Genomic DNA, 17,944 nt, shown 5'->3' on the forward strand with positions numbered 1-17,944 from the left:
TATTTTACCTCGACGAGCGATAAGCTCGGAACACGGCAACCAGTCGGAACACTCCAACAAGTAAGTCCTTTATTAAAAGCTGCCATCCAAGACCTCCGCGGCCGACGGATTTATACCCGCCGCGCCAAGCCAAAATGCCGCAGCCTAGAGCGCGGTGAAAAAGCCCTCTAGCTGAGTAGAATTTCACCCTCTCGAGTTCGTAAATTGCAAGTTGTCGCCAGTATCGTGCCGCACGCGTTGCCGCGTATTTCACGCCCGGGTCGCTAGCCGACATGCATAAGTGTTCCATTAGCCCGCACCGATGATCCGCAATTTCGCTTCTCTTCAGCTTGGGATGCGCCGCGATTCCCAGGGAAATCCACCAGGCGCGAAACCGTCGGGTTTGCACGTGTGGAGTCTGGTTGGCATGATGCTGCCGATAGCAGATCAAAGGTCGCTCATCGACGATCACTTTTCCTAAACTTGTAGCAAGGAAGTAAATCCAAAGATCGTGGGACAGTAAGCCTTCAAATTCGAAAGTATGTGGCCCTCTGTAAGCCCCATCGACCAAATCCAAAAGCTTTCTCGAAAATACCATGGTGCATCCGTAAAAAACCGCCCACGGGCCAAGTTCGAGTGGCTCGTAAACGTGGCTTTTATTAATGCCTTGAGAGAATTGGCCGATTGTACTTCCGGATACGTCCATCAGGCTAGCCGAGTGAACAAATAATTCGGCGCCTGATGAAGAAAGCGCTTCTACTGCGACTTCTATTTTTTCAGAGGTCCACCGATCATCCTGATCACAGAACGCGATGTAGTCCCCTGTAGCGAGTTTCGACGCGCTAAGAAAATTTTCAGCGTATCCCAGCCGCGTCTCGTTGCGGCGAACGATCACGGGAAAAGGGGCGTTGCGACAGAACTCGTCTATAATGGCAAGCGTACCGTCATTTGATCCGTCATCTGATATTATAAGTTCGAGGGAAGGGTAGGTTTGAGCCGCCAAGCTAGAGAGTTGTTCGCCTATGAAACGGGCTCCGTTGAAGGTGGCCATTATTATCGAAACGGTTTTCATGGCGTGTGCGCGTGCGGAGATCGGATCGGACCTGCTCCGGCCAATCGGTACCGATGCATCTATTTTTCTCATGGCAACCTCACGGGGATGCCTTTAGTTGCGGGCCTAATCGTAACCGCACGCTCCGGCTCGAGGCGCCCCCGCAACACATCTCCTAATCCTCTGAGATTACCTCTCAGCCGCCCTCTGCGGTCGATGAACGGCTCTGGCCTCACCGCGCCCGCTACATTGCTTGCGATATTCCTGAAGAGTTGGCCGGCAACCTGTCCGGGGGTCATAGTCCCCTTGCGCAGCATATAGATTGGGTTAACGACCTGCGAGTAACCAAGCCGGTCCCCTGCGACTCGGCCACTCTTCACACCCATATGGACCCCGCGAGCACTTGCGCACTTGATGAGTAGGCCCCCGCGCTTCGCGAGGGCCGCGCCGAAATCGCGGTCCTCAAGCCAACCATAGAGCACCAGACGTTCATCGAACCGTAGGTCGTCAATCGCGGACAAACGGAATGCCATATTACAGCCGTAGGGGCTGAATGGCTCTATGCGCTCCCAGTTGGCTGAGTGGTCGGCGGCTTCCACAAGGCGGACGGCATCCTCGAAGCACAACCCCGGTCCCTTGATGCCATCAGCGAGGACACGTCCCGTGAGGCCTACCACCTGCGGATCATCGCGGAAGATCCTGGCTGCCGCAGCCAACCAGTCCGCGTCAGCCACAAAATCATCATCAAAGAAAACCACCACGTCAATTCCGTTCGGCAGTGCCGCCAAGGCTGTATTTCGCTGTGCTGCCAGCCCAGGCGGTCCGGTTACGACTGTGACAGCCGGCAGATTGGCAGCGTTGCCCGCATCTCCACGAACGGCGCAGGACACAATAACGGCTGCCGGTTTCAGAGTCTGTGTCTCAAGTAAATAGTTCAGCGTCGCGGTGACAACTTCCGGTCGCCCAAGGGTTGCGATTACAACTGCAATGTTGGGCAACGTCCGATCTCCAGCGCTGTGCACGGGCAAACGAGTCCTGGGCTCACGCATAAGCTCGATGTAGCCGGCAGCCGCATCAGCCCAGGAAAACAGGCGGGCCCGTTCGCGCCCCCGCCCAATGAGGTCCTGCCTCAGATCCGGTGCATGCGCGAGCGCACGCACGTGCTGAACCCATGCGGCCGGATCATCAGGCGCCGCCAACAGTGCCGCATCGCCGCACACCTCGGGCATGCTGGCGCGGTTCGATGAGACCACCGGACAGCCGCGTGCCATCGCTTCAACGATCGGGAGACCAAAACCCTCTGTCCAAGATGGGAACACCAGGCACAGTGCCCGCTCCATCAAGTAAGCTAAATCATGATCTGTGACATAGCCGACTACTTTCACGTTCGGAGCAGCGGGCAAGGTCTGCGAAGCGAAAATGCCGGCGCCTCCACCTGCGACAATCACGTCGAAGCCCATCGCGGCAAATTCTGGAGCGGCAGCGAGCAATAGCTGCATGTTCTTGTGACGTGCACGGGACCCTAGCGCGAGCACAAAGCTACGCCCTGAATGCTCCCGGAGGCCCGCCACTGCTGAAGGGCCGATGCGTGCGAGAGCGGGATCCCAGGCGAGCGCGTGCTCGTGCCCGTTAGGGAGCACGGCAATATCCGCAGCACGCACTGGCAGATGTTGTGCGATCTGTTGCGCAGAATAGGTCGAAACCGTCGCAATCCTAGCCGAGCGATGGGCAATAAGGCGCTGAAGCGGAGGGTAAACGGCGCGGAACGCAGGACTGTAGCTCTTAGGTTCGATGAATACATTGGCATCATGGATGCACACAACCTGATCGGCCTTCACGGTAGGTGCCGTATTGCACAGGTTGAGCAGGCGGCCGCGCCACTGCCATGGTAGAACAATCTGCTCCCAAGCGTGCCCGGCGAGCGGGCCGGCACTGATAAGCGGCATCATCGAGAGGCCCGGATCGGGGGCGGACGGTGGAGCAATGATTGGTGCATTAGCACCCAATTCTGAAAAAGCTGCGTTCATCGCGGTGACCACGTTCCGCGCATAGCGCTGCACCCCTGTCATGGGCTGGGTTAGGAAGCGGCCATTGACCGCAAAGGGCGGGATCGAACTCATTTTCTCGTCCCAATTGGTCGACTAAGTCCCGGCCACCGTCCTGGGGTGTTGCGCTCAGGTTCGGCGCAGGCCAAGCCGGCGAGCACGTAAAACAACAGGCCTTGTTCAACAGTCGCGCCCGAGAAAATCGCGCCTATCAAGAGGCCGAGGCAGGCGTTGCGCGCCGCAAGTCGGACGTCAGCGGGAAACGTGTGCGACGTCCCGCGCCGGCGCCCGAACGCCATGGCCGCAAACAACAGGTAGAAGATAGTTCCTGGTACCCCGACGTTTGACAGAAGCGCCATGGGGAAGCTCGACGTGCGTACAGTGCCGAGTCCGACGCCCAGTCCATAAGAGTCGAAGAAGTTCTGCAGCGCGAAGCTGTTCCAGGCAGCGCGGTCAACGCCCGAAGACGAAGTTGATTTACTGAGGATCAAGGTGTCGATGTAGTCGTGTATTGGTTTGGCCGTCTCCTCATCCAGTTGCAAGGCGACGATCGCAATGACAATCAGCAGCGGCGCGCACATGAGAACCGCAGAGCTAAAGGGCCTGTTGAGGTTAATGCCCCGGCGCATCAAGGCTGTGGCGTACAGGATCGCGAGAACAGGTGGCGTACCAGCGAGTCCCGTGGACGACGTCGACAAAACGACAAGGACAAGCGAAGCCGCTGCGAGTGTGCCGGTCAGCACCGGACGGTAGCCGCACAGCCACAATGTCCCAACGAAGCCTAGTGCCCCGAGTGTCGAGCCCGCGAAGGCTGATGCTTCAGTAAAAGATCCCACAATACGTTTCAACCCGCTCACCTCCTCCTCAATGTGGAGTGTGTACCGGGCGTTCCGCATGAACTCGAGGAGCCACTGTGTGTTGGAGAAGTAGGTACCAAGGTCCAGAAACGCGAATAGCACGTTTCCCGTGGCATATGCCACGAGTGCTCCGGTGATGGCAACGAAGCCGGCTTGAGTCGAAGCAACCGCTACAATCATGGTGAAGCAAACAAGATCAGCTGTTAGATATACTGACTGAGTGAAGTTGCTGGATACGGGGCCAAGCGGTACGGTAAAACCAGTGTCGGCGTGTTCCGAAACACCAAGCGGAATGATTGCTGTGGTACCTGCGAGCAGACGTGGCATTAGCAGGCCGGTGATGATCCCGTATATCACCAGGCACATGAGCCAAAAGCCTGGCTCTGGCATGCGGATGGCCCTAAGCGCCTCGGCCGCCTCGCGGCGGCGGGTAAGGACAGTAGCTGCCACAAAACTCAGAAAAAGATGCGCAGGCTGGATGTTGGCCCCGCCAATCAGGATAGCTGCGGCCGCTCCGAACAGGGTCGTAACCACGAGTGTCGAAGCTGTGGCAAGATATCCGAGCTGTAGGCATAGTAGGCCGGCTATGACCGTCAGCAGGCCGATCGGCTCAATGCTCATGAGGCAGTACCCGACCGTGTCAAGGTTGCTCGATCCGCGTGACCGCCGCGCGAAACTGGACGTAACCAATACCAAACTGCGACCGCGTCCAACACGCCCCGGTAACCTACCTTGACTACGCCTCTTCGGGTTTGCGAGTCCGAACTCGATGACAGGGCGGTCACGTGGCGCACTGATGCCGCAAGATTGGATTGCGTACTCAGCGCAGCTGTCGCCCCGACGCTCATCTGTCTCAGTGTCCCAGCTGGGCGAAATATTCCGTCGCGCGCGCTGCCCATATGGGGTCGCGACGAGATCGGACCTAGCCTTGACAGGACCACCGCATATTTTCGCGATTGGCATGCATTCAGAAGGAAACTAATCTGCGCGATGCCAACCTGTCGAAGACGTCCATGAAGTACAGTTCGATCCGTATACCTCATTAACTAAACCAGCAAGGCTATTCCGTCTTAGCTATATCGCGCTGATTTGTTGCTGGCATTTGACAATAAACGAGCATTTATGCCCTGGTCTGTCTATGAGACGCGCATTCAATGGTCAATGCCTAAAGTTGGTGCACTCGCAGCCATGGTAAAACCGGCCTCAGCAGCCCCGTGCTTTCCATTCGGTTTATAGCGAATGGCCGAGGGCTTCATCTAATGAGGTGCGCCATCGGGATCCGAAGGACGGCCGAACGTAATTTTACCGATCGAGAGAAATACCATGAACGTAGCAATGCTGCTGAGCTGCGGCACCTTCGAAGGATTCTTTGGAGGGGTACTCGGTCAGACCCGACAAAGCTATCTCGAAACGTATCGAAACGACTGGTCGTGGTATTATGCGCGTGGCCTATTGGAAAATGGCATCAATCCGACCCTGTATATCCCGGCATTGTATGAGGCAGGGAAGTACGAAACGGATGAAGGCATTGCTGTTCGATTTCTTCAAATGGAACGCTGGTACCGACCGTTCGAGCAGGTATGGCTGAAACGGCTCAGCCGGCAGACGCGCTGGTCTCTGTATGCCGAAGAGCGGATTAATGCGATCGCCTTCATGAGGTCCCTTGGAGAAGCGCTTATCCACGACGATGCAGATCTGCTATATGTGCAAGAACACTGGAGCGGAAGGTTCGACCACATCGTACACCGCGTTAGCCTGCCGGTAACGGGCGCCGATCATGGCGGACTGTCACAAGGTGTAGTGAAGTTATGCAAGCCAAGTGCGTTCAAGAAGGCGGTCCTGTGTTACGGTCAGACAGAGGACGAATGCCGATTGATCGAAAGATACGGCGGCCGTTCCAGGTTGCAGCCCAACGGCTGTGATGTTTCGAATTTCTTTCCCGACCCCGCTACGCAACGTAGCAAGACCGTACTCACCGTAGCGCGGCTGACCGATAAGCAGAAACGCACAAGTGATCTCATCCAGGCCATGGCGGAGTTACCCGAGGAATGGACCCTGGATATTGTTGGCACCGGACCGGACAAGCCCATGCTGGAGAGGCTTGCGGCTGATCTGGCTCTGTCATCTCGCGTAAGGTTTCGTGGTTTTGTCGGTCGTGCTGAGATACGCGATTATTTCCGCCGCTGTGGCGTATACGCGATGCCATCGGACAATGAAGCCGTCGCCTTGGCGGCCCTGGAGGCGATGGCCTGCGGCGCAGCCGTCGTGCTCAGCCAGATTCGAGCCTTTGAACAACTCGTCACTAACGGCATAAATGGTCGCCTCGTGCCGGTTGGCGATGTGAAGGGTTTGGCCGCCGGAATTATGAACGCATGGGAACATCGCGAGTCATTGGGAAAGGCTGCGTCAGATACCGTGCGGACGCTTTATGATACGCGCGTTCTGTACTCTCAGTTGGCGGAATCGCTGCGAAGATCCGTTAACCAGCACAAAACTTGATAATGAATTTGTGGCTTTGAACCAATTGACGGCCTCAGATCAATGAGGGAATATCTGGGCTGCGTCGCACAGCTCCGCCGGCCTATCTTCCGAGATCCGCCAGACCATGAGCGTTAGCTCATTAAGGATGTGGGCATTTTCCGATCGCTGGGTAATATAGTCCGCCCTAGGTCTTGCGTCGGCAGGAGCGTTTTTTATGAAAGCCGTAATACTTGCAGGCGGACTTGGAACACGGATCTCAGAGGAGACTGGCGTTCTCCCGAAGCCGATGGTTGAAATAGGAGGCCAGCCGATCCTGTGGCACATTTTGAAAGGCTACGGGGTCCACGGCATAACCGATTTCATCATCTGTCTCGGTTACAAGGCGCATGTGATCAAGGAATATTTTCATAACTACTCGTCGCGCCATCTCGACGTGACTTACGATCTGAAGAACCATACAGCAACGTTCCACTCCGACAATGTCGATCCTTGGCGAGTCTGCCTCATCGATACCGGCGTGAGCACGATGACGGGAGGGCGCCTGAGACGCGTCAGCGAGCATATCGGCGATGGGACTTTCTGCTTCACATATGGAGATGGCGTCAGCAACGTCGACATCACCGCCCTGACCAGCTTCCACCGCCAGCATGGAAAGTTGCTGACCGTCACAGCGGTCCAACCGGTCGGGCGGTTCGGCACCATGGTCCTGCGCGAGGGCGACGACACGGTTCACACCTTCACGGAAAAGCCACGCGGTGATGGCGCGTGGATCAGCGGCGGCTTCTTCGTCGCCGAACCGGGTGTGATCGACTATATCGATGGGGATGACACGATATGGGAACATGATCCCATGAACCGCATGGCACGCCAGGGACAGGTATGCGCCTATCGGCATACCGGATTCTGGCATCCGATGGACACCCTCAGAGACAAGACGGTGTTGAACGAGCTCTGGGACAGCGGATCTCCTCCCTGGAAAACCTGGAGTGGCAGATGAGGCCGCCGCCCCCTCGCAGTCCGCGAGACCGGTGTGCGCGCCTATCTGGAAGGGCTTGGTCCATAGCTTCACGCCGCGATCCGCCATGAGATTTGAACAGATAGGCGAGTCAGGCGCCTGGCTCATTCACCTGAACACCGTAAGAGACGACCGAGGTTCGTTCGCGCGCGTCTGGTGCTCGGAGACGTTCCGAAGCCAGAAGATCGCATTCGCACCAGTGCAGGGGAACACATCCCGCACGCTGCGGCGCGGCAGCATTCGCGGCATGCACTTCCAGCGTGCGCCTCACGCAGATGCCAAGATTGTTCGTTGCAGCCAAGGCGCCATTTACGATGTCATCGTCGATCTGCGTCCGACGTCTGAGACACGGGGCCGATGGTTCGCGCAGGAACTGTCTGGCGACGACGATCTCATGGTCTACATCCCGAAAGGTTTTGCTCATGGCTTCCAGACGCTCACGGATGCCGCGGTAGTTGAGTATCTGATGGGAGAGAAATACGTCCCCGAACTCTACGACGGCTTTCGTCACGATGATCCCGCCGTTGCGATCCGCTGGCCGCTGCCCGCGTCCGCCATTTCTGAAAGAGACATGTGCTGGCCTGATCTCTCGCTCCGACTGCCCTGGTGGCCCGGGGAGCAAACATGACAAGCCTCGCCCGGACCGAACACGTGCCGGACGGCCGCGACCTCTACGCGCTCGCCAGCTACCTGTTTCCCATGAACCGCAGCCTCACCGGCGACGGCGTTCGCCAGACGCTCGCCCGGATCGCGCGCGAGATTCCGCTCAGCATCCATGAGGTCGCGACCGGAACGCCTGTGCTCGACTGGGAGGTTCCCCGCGAGTGGAACGTCCGAAGCGCACGCATCGAGGATCTCGACGGGCGCATTCTCGTCGACTTTAGCGCCTGCAACCTGCATCTTGTCGGCTACAGCAGCCCTGTGGACCGGATCGTCAGCCGGGACGAGCTGAGCGCTCACATCCATACACTTCCGGAGCAACCCGGCCTCATCCCCTATAGAACAGGCTATTACGCGGACAGCTGGGGATTCTGTCTCGCTCACACTCAGTGGGAAAGCATGCAGGATCGGCTCTATCGCGTCGTCATCGACAGCACGCTGGAAGCCGGGTCACTCACCTACGGCGAGTTGTATATTCCCGGCGAAATCGACGACGAAGTGCTCATCTCGGCACATTGCTGTCATCCGAGCCTCGCCAACGACAATCTCTCGGGAATCGTCGTCGCCACCGCGCTCGCCGCGCACGTGCGCAGCCGGAAAAGGCATCTGAGCTACCGTTTCCTTTTCGCTCCCGCGACGATAGGCGCCATCACTTGGCTCGCGGCGCATGGCGACCGCGCCAAGCTGATCAAGCACGGACTGATCCTCACCTGCGTCGGAGACCCGGGTCCGTTCAACTACAAGCAGAGCCGCCGCGCAGACGCCGCGATCGACGGCGCTGTGAGCCACATTCTCGAGCGGAGCGGCAAGGCGTTCAACATTTTGCCGTTCAGCCCGATCGGCTACGACGAGCGCCAATACTGTTCGCCGGGATACGACCTGCCGGTGGGATGCTTCATGCGGTCTCCGAACGGAACCTTCCCGGAGTATCACACCTCCGCGGACGATCTCTCGTTCATTACACCCGGCGCGCTTGCGGACTCATATGAGATGCTCCGGGCCATCGTCGATCTCCTTGACGAGAACAGAGTGTACGTGCGTACAGACGGCCGTGGCGAGCCACAGCTGGGCAGACGTGGCCTATACCGGGCAATCAGCGGCCAGAAGGACATCCCGCAGGCCGCCCTGCTCTGGGTGCTCAATCTTGCCGATGGTCAGCATTCGTTGCTAGACATGGCCGAGCGGTCGCGCCTGCCTTTCGAACAGATCCGCAGCGCCGCCGACCTTGCGCGAAACGCCGATCTCATCATCGAGGCTAACCGATGACAGCATTGCTCGCCGATTCCTACAGCAAATTAAGCCAGCGAGAGCTCCGGATCCGGCCATGACACGCTTGATCCATTGCCGCTCGTGTGGATCTTCCAGTCTCCACCTTATCCTCGACCTGGGACTTCAGCCGCTCGCCAATGCGCTCGTTGAGCCGAGCAACGTCGGGCAGCCTGAAGACAAGTTCCCCCTTGAGGTGATATTCTGCGAGTCATGCAGTCTCGTTCAGGTGAGCGAAACGATCCCCCCGGAAGTTTTATTTGGGAGGGATTATCCCTATTTCTCGTCCTTTCTGCCGGAGCTTCTCGAGCATAGCCGTCATCATGCGCTTGCACTGCTGCAGACTTATGCGCTTGGACGTGACAGCCTGGTCGTGGAAGTAGCCAGCAATGATGGCTACCTGCTGAAGAACTTCCTGGCTGCCGGCGTGCCTGTCCTGGGGATCGATCCCGCACAGGGGCCGGCCCAGGCCGCGCGCGACATCGGCGTCGAAACGCTGCAGGCCTTTTTCGGCGCTGATACGGCGAACCAGCTCGTTGCGGAGGGAAAGCGGGCCGATGTGATGCTGGCGAACAACGTTCTTGCGCATGTCGAGAACATCAACGCATTTGTCGCAGGCTTCGCCATCCTGCTGGCTGACGATGGCGTCGCCGAGTTCGAATTTCCATACTTGCGCGACCTGATCGACGCGGGAGCCTTCGATACTATCTACCACGAGCATGTCTTCTATTATTCGCTGAGGGCGCTGGACCCGTTATTCGAACGTCACGGCTTGCATCTCAACGACGTGCAGCGCATCGGCATCCACGGCGGCTCGCTTCGGCTTACGGTCGGCAGGAAGCCCGGTAAGACTAGCCGGCTCGAGGCCATGATGAGGGAGGAAGCGGAGCTCGGGATGAGCACGCTGCAATATTACAAGGGGTTCGGACAACGGGTCGCGGAACTTCGCGATGAGCTGCGGGGGCTCCTGCATGGCCTAGTCGCGAAGGGTGAACGCGTGGCAGCGTACGGTGCCGCGGCCAAGGGCGCAACCCTTCTGAACTTTGCCGGGATTGACGGCGATGTGATCGACTATGTGGTGGACCGGAATCCACACAAGGTCGGTAGATACATGCCCGGCCTGCGCATCCCCGTCCGCCCCGTCGAGGCGCTTGCCACGGATCGCCCGGATTATCTGCTCATCCTCGCCTGGAATTTCGGGGCCGAGATCATGACTCAGCAATGCAGCTTTGCGGAGGCTGGAGGTAAATTCATCCTCCCAATCCCCCGCGCAGTCATCGTCAATGGACCGGCGCCCCAAGACCCCAGGAAGCCCGTGACGAGCGTATGATGAAAATCCTCATCACCGGAAACATGGGCTATGTAGGCCCGGTCGTCGTCCGCCATCTGCGGTCGCGCTGGCCGGATGCGGAGCTGATTGGCTTCGATAACGCCTATTTTGCGCGCTGCCTGACCACGCGGCGACCGCTTCCAGAACTCGATCTGACGGCGCAGCAGTTCGGGGACACGCGCGAGTTGCCGGCCGCGATCCTCAAGGGCGTTGATGCGGTCGTTCACCTCGCCGCCGTGTCGAACGATCCGATGGGCAAAAGCTTCGAGGAGCCGACGGATCAGATCAACTACCGCGCAAGCCGCCGCATTGCCGAAATGGCGCAGCAAGCCAGTGTCGGGCATTTCGTGTTCGCCTCAAGTTGCAGCGTCTACGGCTTCGCGGCCGGCCGGCCGATGTCGGAAACTGACGAGCTGAATCCCTTGACTGCCTATGCGCGATCGAAGATCGCAACTGAGCGCGCTCTCGCCGATACGAAGCTTGGCGAGATGGTGGTCACCTGCCTGCGTTTTGCGACGGCATGCGGCGCCTCCGACCGAATTCGCCTTGACCTCGTTCTCAACGACTTCGTCGCGAGCGCGATCGCATCGGGCGAGATCAAGGTGCTCAGCGACGGAACGCCATGGCGACCACTGATCAACGTGTCAGACATGGCCCGCGCGATCGAATGGGCTGTGCAGAGACCCGCGACATCGGGCGGCCCGTGTCTTGCGCTCAACGTCGGATCCAACGTGTGGAACTACCAAGTTGCGCAGCTGGCCGAAGCCGTCGCGCATGAGATTCCAGGAACGAGCGTGTCGATGAACCCGAACGCCGAGCCCGACCGGCGATCGTACCAGGTCGATTTCTCGCGCTTCGCCGAGCTCGCGCCGAAACACCAGCCGATCGCGACATTGCCGCAGACGGTCCAGGGTTTGCGGGACCGGCTCGTCGAGATCGGCTTCGCAGATCGCGAATTCAGGAATTCCGATCTGGTCCGGCTGAAAACTCTTGAACGCTACGTAGGCACGGGCCAGCTGACGCAAGATCTGCGCTGGGCTGAGTCATAAGAGCTAGATCAAAGGGCATGCGACCGATGAAGGATTCTGGATTTGTCATTCTTGGCAGCGGAGTGGCTGGCTTGGGAGCAGCGAACGCGCTGAACGAAGAAGGTATCCGGCCGCGCCTCTATGATTCACGCGCAAAGCCTGGTGGCCTGACCTCCAGCTTCGACAGCGGCGACGGGTTCGTATTCGACGAAGGTGTCCACATATCCTTCACCGATAATCCCCGCGTTAAAGAATTGTTTGCCAAGTCAGTTGATGGCCAATACGAAGTCGGCCATGTCTATTGTAACAATTATTGGCGGGGCCATTGGATCAAGCATCCCGCGCAGGTCAATCTTCACGGGCTGCCCGTCGCCCTCGTGGTGAATTGCATCAAGGATTTTGTTGAGGCTAGCAACAATCCGAAGCCGGTGATCCAGAACTACGAGGATTGGCTGCTCGCAGCCTTTGGCAGGACGTTTACGGAGAACTTCCCGGCTATATATACGGTCAAGTACCATACCACCGAAGCCAGGAACATGACGACGGACTGGCTCGGCCCACGCCTCTACAGGCCAAAGCTGGAGGAAGTCCTGCAGGGCGCATTGCAGCACGAGCCCTCAGATGTTTTCTACGTAAACGAATTCCGCTACCCGAGTCACGGCGGCTTCGCGTCCTTCCTGAACCATTTCATCCCGATGGCCGAGATTTTGTGCAATCACGAAGTGACGCAAATCGATCCGAAGCAACGCGAGCTGACGTTCCGCAATGGATCGAAAGCGCCGTACGAGAATCTGATCTCTTCGATCCCGCTTCCCAAGGTCGTGCCGCTGATCAAGGGCGCCCCGAAGGATGTGTTGGACGCCGCCGCCCTTCTCGCCTGTTCGCAGGTGGCCGTCGTCAACATCGGTCTCAACCGCCGGGTTGAAGTGAAGCCGCAATGGTCCTACTTCTATGACGAGGACATTCCCTTCGCCCGCGTTAGCCATCGTGGAAACCTCTCGCCCAACAACGTGCCGCCCGGCTGCAGTGGCTTCCAGTGCGAGATCTATTTCAGCGACAAGTACCGCCCGCTGACCGGCAAGCCGGAGGACTGGATCGAGCCTGCGATTGACGGCCTGATCAAATGCGGGCTCGTCAAGGATCGCTCTGAGATCATCCACAAAAGCTGCATGTGGCTGCCCTTCGGCAACATCATCTTCGACCATGACCGGCCAAAGGCGCTGGCGATCGTGCACGGGTATCTCGACGATGTCGACGTGCGCTATTGCGGCCGTTTCGGCGACTGGGGTTATATCTGGACCGATCATGCCTTCCTCAGCGGCGAACGCGCGGCTAAAGGCGCATTGCGAGGCGTGAAAACGGAAGCCGTTACTTGACCTCGTCCGGCGTGAAAGTGTCTGCGCGGCAAACATCAACAATCTTGTCACTGACGCTTGCCCGGTTTGAACCGTCAGTGTCGTTGCAATCCCCCCGACAAGGTCGAACTCTGGATTGGCTCAATGGGCGGGACCATCGACTCCGATGTAGGTGCGGCCTTCGCCAATGCCGTCCTTCGCGGCGCGAAGTTGTCTTGGCCGGTAATCCATCATCGTCGCCGCGCGCAGCAGCGATCCCATGGCGGTGCGGAACGTCTGTGCATTTCTGGCCCGGAATGAGGAAGCCAGGAGCGATAGACCATTTACGATGCGGGAAGAAGGTCCACCGAGGAAACCCCCTCCGCGCAGCACCCCGCCATAGACCACCATGCCCACCAGTTCGCTGCCGTGCAGTTCCATGACCTCCTTCAGTTCGACCCGAGGATCGGCCTTCATCGCCTTGAACGAGGCGTATATTGCGCCCGTCTCGAACGGACGCGTGTGCACCACGGAGACTTCGTCAAGAACAGCGGCGCGAAACGGAGGATCTGCCATCAGCAACGCCCAGATGTGATCGATGCCCCAACCCGTGAAGTGCTTCTCGACATACGGCAGCAAATCGCGAAGGTACGACGCCTTTATGCATGGCGCCATTGGTTCGATGTAGTTGATGAAGCGCAGCTTGAAGGCGGGGCACTTGAGCAGGATGGGATGGGAATAATAGCTGGAAGGGTCCAAGGCGGGCTGCGCTATATACAAATTGTAATGACGGCAAAGCCCAAAAATTCTGCCTATGTCACCGGTCTGGAATACCAGATCATCGTCCGGAAAAAACACATATTCATACTGGTCCAGTAGCCCGGGACTGTCGCGAAAGAAACGGAAAACGCTGTCCCACTTCGTGCCGCGATCCACCGAGAGAGGAAAGTCTCCTTGAGTGAAGGCAGCATTATCGTCGAGATAAGTGCTGAGCTGCAGATCCCAATTACGATTGCTCAGATCCGGTGGAGCCCAGTTCCTGTGCAGAGAGCCTTTTCCGACGCGGGCAAAAACGAGATCGCGTTTGGAACCTGAACCTTCTAGTTCCAACTGTGCCTCCCTTCCGCGTCATTCACAACATCATTTGGCTGCCACACAGCAACAATGCTACGCGTGGCTGACACCCAAGGTCAAGGTTTCACCTTTTTTTCATTATTGTCATGATTTCTCGTGGCCAGGGAAACAGGCCTTGCTGCACATGTCGGCTTGCAGATCTTCCGATTGGCTGGTCTGCCGGCTATCAGACCACCCCCCGGATGGGGCGCAGCGCTTTGTGGCGCGCCTCCATATTGAGGGCAGCCTGACGGGCCGCATCCCGGCGTGTTCGCGTTCAGGCGCGACAGATCTTTTGCTTCGCCAAAGGGCCGCTGACCTCGGCTGGATCCGCAAGGCCGGGACATGGCAATGAAGGGGCTCGATGATCTTTTGGCGAAGGCCAACGGCCGCGATCGCTGCCCTGGCTTTGTTCATATGCTCGATCCGAATGGGTCTGCGATCAATTCCGCGCGCGATACCTATGACCCACGATGTGTTCTATACGCTTCGGTTGACCAACGATGCGCAGGTTCGAAATGAGATCGGATCCCTGCTTTAGCTTCCTCGATGACAGCTTGCGATCCTCGCATGGCGGCTTAACCGAGGGAATTCAGCAACGATGCCGCGCCGGTAGAATCCGCAGATGCATCTGTTCGGGAGATGATCGCAATTCGACGCAACCGGGGATCCAGTGTTCAGGGATCGCGCCGGCGAATTACACGGCGCTCCGCTGCAAACCTCTACGATGCACGACGTCAGGTTCTCGGTGAACATTTCGAGGAGGACTCATCTAGAATAGAGCCCGTCAATGTTGAACCGGGCATCAGGCGGAATGGTGGCTGCTCACCGGTTTCAAAACGGTTCACAAGCTGTCCAGCCGCCCGGCATCTCTCGCAGCTGCTTACCTCGGCCTTGCGATATCGCTATGATGTGACGGGCTGCGTGTTCGACGAGGGCGACTTAGAAGGGAATATCGGTAAGTTCACCCGGCCTCAGACGGAAATCCCATGGCGTGGATCTCGCCAGGCCAAGTGGGAGAGCAGGGGGGCTGACGAAGCACGTGAGGCCCTTGCTCGCTGTATGGACACTATCTGCGCCATCCCGTTTGGGTCGCTGGTATGACCAGTTTGATGGGGACGGCCAACTTGGTTGACTTCATTCCGGCCTCTTTATTTTATCATGTTCTCCTGCGCCATCGCTGAAGCGGAGCGGGTTGTTGGCTGACACTCCAGCTTGAAAAATGAAAATGAACAAGAACAGCACTCCGGTCATTCCTTGATCGATGTGACCGCCTTTACCTTACTTTGTTTCTGGTCCGATCTGCTTTCTGAAAAGTAGACGGGGGATGCTCAGCGTCAAACCTGCTATCGAGATTCAACTTTGAAGAGTTCTAACGGCGGAGTTGACGGAAGGTCGATTTGGACCATCAACGGCCGCTTCATGACCCAAGGGACGACCGGCGATTAATGCTATGCGCATCAAATGGTTCTCTCGCTTGACGAATATCCTCCGAAGACGCCATGTCGCCAGGCGGCTTGGATTTCGACTTATACCCGTGCGGACGCAAGATGTGCGCTTTCGCAGATCGATGTTCGGCAAACAAAATTCGCTCGGGTCATGCCTAGGACCAATTGGTTCTGCCTTGGTATGGAACATCCGGCGTCCTGAGCCTTGGAAATTTCGGTCCGGCGCTGGCGCGACATCATATCATTCACGATGCAAATCCGTTCATCCAGCCGGAAAGCTACTCACGCGCCGTCGGCATGGCTTATTGCACATTGCTGCCGTTGATCGGCAGGCGAGTCAGCAGGGTCGCGACCGTGTCGTACTTTTCCGCAGATATGTTGGTCATATATCACGGGAAAACATCTTCATCGCGCTCAACGGCCACGAGCACGCGCTGCGATGGGACGCGAAGCGGGCAGAAATTCCACTCCTCAAGGTTTTGAAGCGTCCTTATATACTTTTGCTCGGCAGCAGCGCGAAGCACAAGAACGTCCATGTCATCCTCGAGCAGGCTCGGGGACTTGATACGGTGGCAGCGAACCTGTCGTCATCGCGCGACATCGAGCATTTTTTCTGTGCATGCGCCCGACTATCAGCGATCCAACATTAATCACGCCGGCCCTCTTGGCGACGACGATCTGGCCGCGCTCTTCGAAGGCGCGCTATGGCTGGCGTTCCCTTCCAACACGGAGGGATTTAAGATTCCACTGTTGGAGGCAAGGCAGCTGTTGCCCCGTCATCTCGTGTCAATGCGGCAAGTCTGATGAACGTCGGAGGGAATGCGATTGCTTACGTGGCCCGACGACGGCGATGGCTGGCGGCCGCGATCATAGTTTGTCACGGACTGAAGGCCGTCGTGCGACAATGCCGAAAAAGGGCGGCGCTGTTTTCCCGGAAATCCAGTGCGCAAATCTATCTCGCGGAAATCATGCGTCTAATAAGGGAGGTTGCCCCGCAAAGCCGGGCCGGCGTCTGATTTACCTCAGCAACACAAGCCAAGCGATTATTGCCCACACCGAAATGCTGATGGCGAGGGCCTGGATCCACGGCCATGGTGACGAGTATCGGAGGCCGGGCGCGCGTCGGGCTTTCGTTACGATCACACCGTCGGCTTGATCAACAACGCTGATTGCTGATCGAGCATCGAAATAGCCGAATTTAGACTCTGACATCGGCCGTCCCTCGCCGCACAAGCTTTGTCAGTCAAGGGGAAAACTAAAGCGTAAACAAAATGTTCCAGGCGCGGCCGATATCGGGCCATTTTGAGAGGACGGCTCGGACCAACGCTTTTCGAGTACATCAGGCTGACGGTTTTACGGCTTATCGGCAATCTCTGCGCTTTTTTGGCCGCTGTTTCAGCCACAAAATTGCGAGGCTAGCACATCGAGCATCTCAAACCGGTTTCTGATCGCCTGGTAAGAAAGCGAGATCGCCACCTGCCTTGCCGTGTAATGAGGCGACGCGCTAGGAAAATCATGACAACCGGCACTGTCAAACCATTTAGCCCGTCCAAGCGATATGGTTTTATTCGATTAGATGCGGATGGTCGGGACATTTTTGTTCATATTTCGCGCGGGCGGCAGGCCGGCCTGGCAGGCCTACGCCAAGGTCAGAAAGTATATTTGACATCTACGACAGTCAGGGTAAGGGGCTGGCAAGAATCTGAGGCTGAACCGGTGATTAAGGTCGCCTCGGAACGGTAGATCCAGAGTGCGATCCTCGAAACCGGGGGAGCGAAATGAGATTTGCAATGATAAAGAAGGCCAGCCCAAAACGCACGCTGATTCGGCGCGCGGCTTTGGAGAGAGCTCTTGCGGAAAGGATCAGAGCCAGTGATCCAAGGTGCGAGGGTTTCCTAGAAATCTTTGTTGAGCGTGTTGTTCCGGTATCGCACGGCGGTGCAAATTGGACCGTCAAAGGCGTAAAATATGGGAAAGCGGAGCGCGATCAATGCAACATTGCGATCGCTCGTTGTACCGAAGAGAGCCAACTCGAGTTCGAAATCTCGGATTGATATCCGCCGCCGTGCGCCCTCCGGGATCAATTTTCGAAGGCTATGCCGGTAGAACCGCGCCACCGCCAAACAAGACGGCACTTGCGCACGGTATGAAAATTATAAGGAAAGTTCAAACTTCAGCGGCAGTAGATTGACGCGAGCTAGTTCAATCCGTGCGCCCGCATTGGTGATGTTTCTCACCTGGCAAGCAAATACACCGGGTTTAGCGCTAAAGAACAACAGTGCCGTCTTCGACATTGTAGTTCTGCCAACCAGGCGTTTCTCAATCAGCTCGCTCTTC

Annotated in this window: 14 protein-coding genes; 10 read left to right on the top strand and 4 right to left on the bottom strand. The window is 57.6% G+C overall.

Annotated elements, in window-relative coordinates:
* Positions 1 to 4: 4 nt before the first annotated feature.
* The 3 genes from RX328_RS17195 to RX328_RS17205 form a co-directional block, all read right to left on the bottom strand.
* Positions 5 to 1,051, bottom strand: a complete 1,047-nt coding sequence (locus RX328_RS17195) for a glycosyltransferase family 2 protein (protein WP_213256510.1) — start codon at positions 1,049 to 1,051, stop codon at positions 5 to 7.
* 68 nt (positions 1,052 to 1,119) lie between these two features.
* Positions 1,120 to 3,150 carry a glycosyltransferase family 4 protein gene (locus RX328_RS17200; protein WP_213256511.1) on the bottom strand — a complete coding sequence of 677 codons (2,031 nt, stop codon included), beginning with the start codon at positions 3,148 to 3,150 and terminating at the stop codon, positions 1,120 to 1,122.
* Entirely contained in the window at positions 3,147 to 4,553 is a 1,407-nt protein-coding gene (locus tag RX328_RS17205; protein ID WP_213256513.1) for a hypothetical protein, read from the bottom strand. Before RX328_RS17205 ends, RX328_RS17200 begins: the two co-directional genes overlap by 4 nt.
* Before the next feature lie 702 nt (positions 4,554 to 5,255).
* On the opposite strand from RX328_RS17205, the gene RX328_RS17210 reads away from it, so the two are divergent.
* The 7 genes from RX328_RS17210 to RX328_RS17240 all read left to right on the top strand — a co-directional run bounded on the left by RX328_RS17210 (position 5,256) and on the right by RX328_RS17240 (position 13,088).
* The gene (locus tag RX328_RS17210; protein WP_213256515.1) at positions 5,256 to 6,431 is read left to right on the top strand and encodes a glycosyltransferase; all 1,176 of its coding nucleotides are present in this window, start codon (positions 5,256 to 5,258) and stop codon (positions 6,429 to 6,431) included.
* A 196-nt stretch (positions 6,432 to 6,627) separates the two neighbouring features.
* Positions 6,628 to 7,410, top strand: a complete 783-nt coding sequence (rfbF, locus tag RX328_RS17215; RefSeq protein WP_213256517.1) for a glucose-1-phosphate cytidylyltransferase — start codon at positions 6,628 to 6,630, stop codon at positions 7,408 to 7,410.
* Positions 7,400 to 8,056: a dTDP-4-dehydrorhamnose 3,5-epimerase family protein gene (locus tag RX328_RS17220; RefSeq protein ID WP_317258754.1), complete on the top strand. Its 657-nt coding sequence runs from the start codon at positions 7,400 to 7,402 to the stop codon at positions 8,054 to 8,056. The genes rfbF and RX328_RS17220 overlap by 11 nt, the downstream gene beginning before the upstream one ends.
* Positions 8,053 to 9,354 carry a DUF4910 domain-containing protein gene (locus RX328_RS17225; RefSeq protein WP_213256518.1) on the top strand — a complete coding sequence of 434 codons (1,302 nt, stop codon included), beginning with the start codon at positions 8,053 to 8,055 and terminating at the stop codon, positions 9,352 to 9,354. Before RX328_RS17220 ends, RX328_RS17225 begins: the two co-directional genes overlap by 4 nt.
* A 67-nt stretch (positions 9,355 to 9,421) precedes the next feature.
* Entirely contained in the window at positions 9,422 to 10,684 is a 1,263-nt protein-coding gene (locus RX328_RS17230) for a class I SAM-dependent methyltransferase (protein ID WP_249727225.1), read from the top strand.
* Positions 10,684 to 11,733, top strand: a complete 1,050-nt coding sequence (locus RX328_RS17235) for an NAD-dependent epimerase/dehydratase family protein (protein WP_213256520.1) — start codon at positions 10,684 to 10,686, stop codon at positions 11,731 to 11,733. Before RX328_RS17230 ends, RX328_RS17235 begins: the two co-directional genes overlap by 1 nt.
* Before the next feature lie 71 nt (positions 11,734 to 11,804).
* Positions 11,805 to 13,088 carry a protoporphyrinogen/coproporphyrinogen oxidase gene (locus tag RX328_RS17240; protein WP_213256522.1) on the top strand — a complete coding sequence of 428 codons (1,284 nt, stop codon included), beginning with the start codon at positions 11,805 to 11,807 and terminating at the stop codon, positions 13,086 to 13,088.
* A 120-nt stretch (positions 13,089 to 13,208) separates the two neighbouring features.
* Here RX328_RS17240 and RX328_RS17245 read toward each other — a convergent pair whose 3' ends face one another.
* Complete coding sequence (locus RX328_RS17245; protein WP_213256524.1) at positions 13,209 to 14,156, bottom strand: DUF707 domain-containing protein; 948 nt, start codon at positions 14,154 to 14,156, stop codon at positions 13,209 to 13,211.
* Between the two features lie 1,756 nt (positions 14,157 to 15,912).
* On the opposite strand from RX328_RS17245, the gene RX328_RS17250 reads away from it, so the two are divergent.
* The 3 genes from RX328_RS17250 to RX328_RS17260 all read left to right on the top strand — a co-directional run bounded on the left by RX328_RS17250 (position 15,913) and on the right by RX328_RS17260 (position 17,661).
* Positions 15,913 to 16,257, top strand: coding sequence for a hypothetical protein (locus RX328_RS17250; RefSeq protein ID WP_213256526.1), 345 nt, complete (start codon positions 15,913 to 15,915; stop codon positions 16,255 to 16,257).
* Positions 16,258 to 17,122: 865 nt separating this feature from the next.
* Complete coding sequence (locus tag RX328_RS17255) at positions 17,123 to 17,350, top strand: cold-shock protein (RefSeq protein WP_213256528.1); 228 nt, start codon at positions 17,123 to 17,125, stop codon at positions 17,348 to 17,350.
* A 47-nt stretch (positions 17,351 to 17,397) separates the two neighbouring features.
* Positions 17,398 to 17,661: a hypothetical protein gene (locus RX328_RS17260; RefSeq protein WP_213256530.1), complete on the top strand. Its 264-nt coding sequence runs from the start codon at positions 17,398 to 17,400 to the stop codon at positions 17,659 to 17,661.
* Positions 17,662 to 17,944 lie beyond the last annotated feature (283 nt).

Origin of the sequence: Bradyrhizobium sp. sBnM-33 (assembly GCF_032917945.1) — a bacterium.
Lineage (GTDB): Bacteria > Pseudomonadota > Alphaproteobacteria > Rhizobiales > Xanthobacteraceae > Bradyrhizobium.

Bases quoted from the DNA above. Each gene is read 5' to 3' on its own strand.
- RX328_RS17195 (WP_213256510.1), bottom strand. From the start codon at position 1,051: ATGAAAACCGTTTCGATAATAATGGCCACCTTCAACGGAGCCCGTTTC.
- RX328_RS17200 (WP_213256511.1), bottom strand. From the start codon at position 3,150: ATGAGTTCGATCCCGCCCTTTGCGGTCAATGGCCGCTTCCTAACCCAG.
- RX328_RS17205 (WP_213256513.1), bottom strand. From the start codon at position 4,553: ATGAGCATTGAGCCGATCGGCCTGCTGACGGTCATAGCCGGCCTACTA.
- RX328_RS17210 (WP_213256515.1), top strand. From the start codon at position 5,256: ATGAACGTAGCAATGCTGCTGAGCTGCGGCACCTTCGAAGGATTCTTT.
- rfbF (WP_213256517.1), top strand. From the start codon at position 6,628: ATGAAAGCCGTAATACTTGCAGGCGGACTTGGAACACGGATCTCAGAG.
- RX328_RS17225 (WP_213256518.1), top strand. From the start codon at position 8,053: ATGACAAGCCTCGCCCGGACCGAACACGTGCCGGACGGCCGCGACCTC.
- RX328_RS17235 (WP_213256520.1), top strand. From the start codon at position 10,684: ATGAAAATCCTCATCACCGGAAACATGGGCTATGTAGGCCCGGTCGTC.
- RX328_RS17255 (WP_213256528.1), top strand. From the start codon at position 17,123: ATGACAACCGGCACTGTCAAACCATTTAGCCCGTCCAAGCGATATGGT.
- RX328_RS17260 (WP_213256530.1), top strand. From the start codon at position 17,398: ATGATAAAGAAGGCCAGCCCAAAACGCACGCTGATTCGGCGCGCGGCT.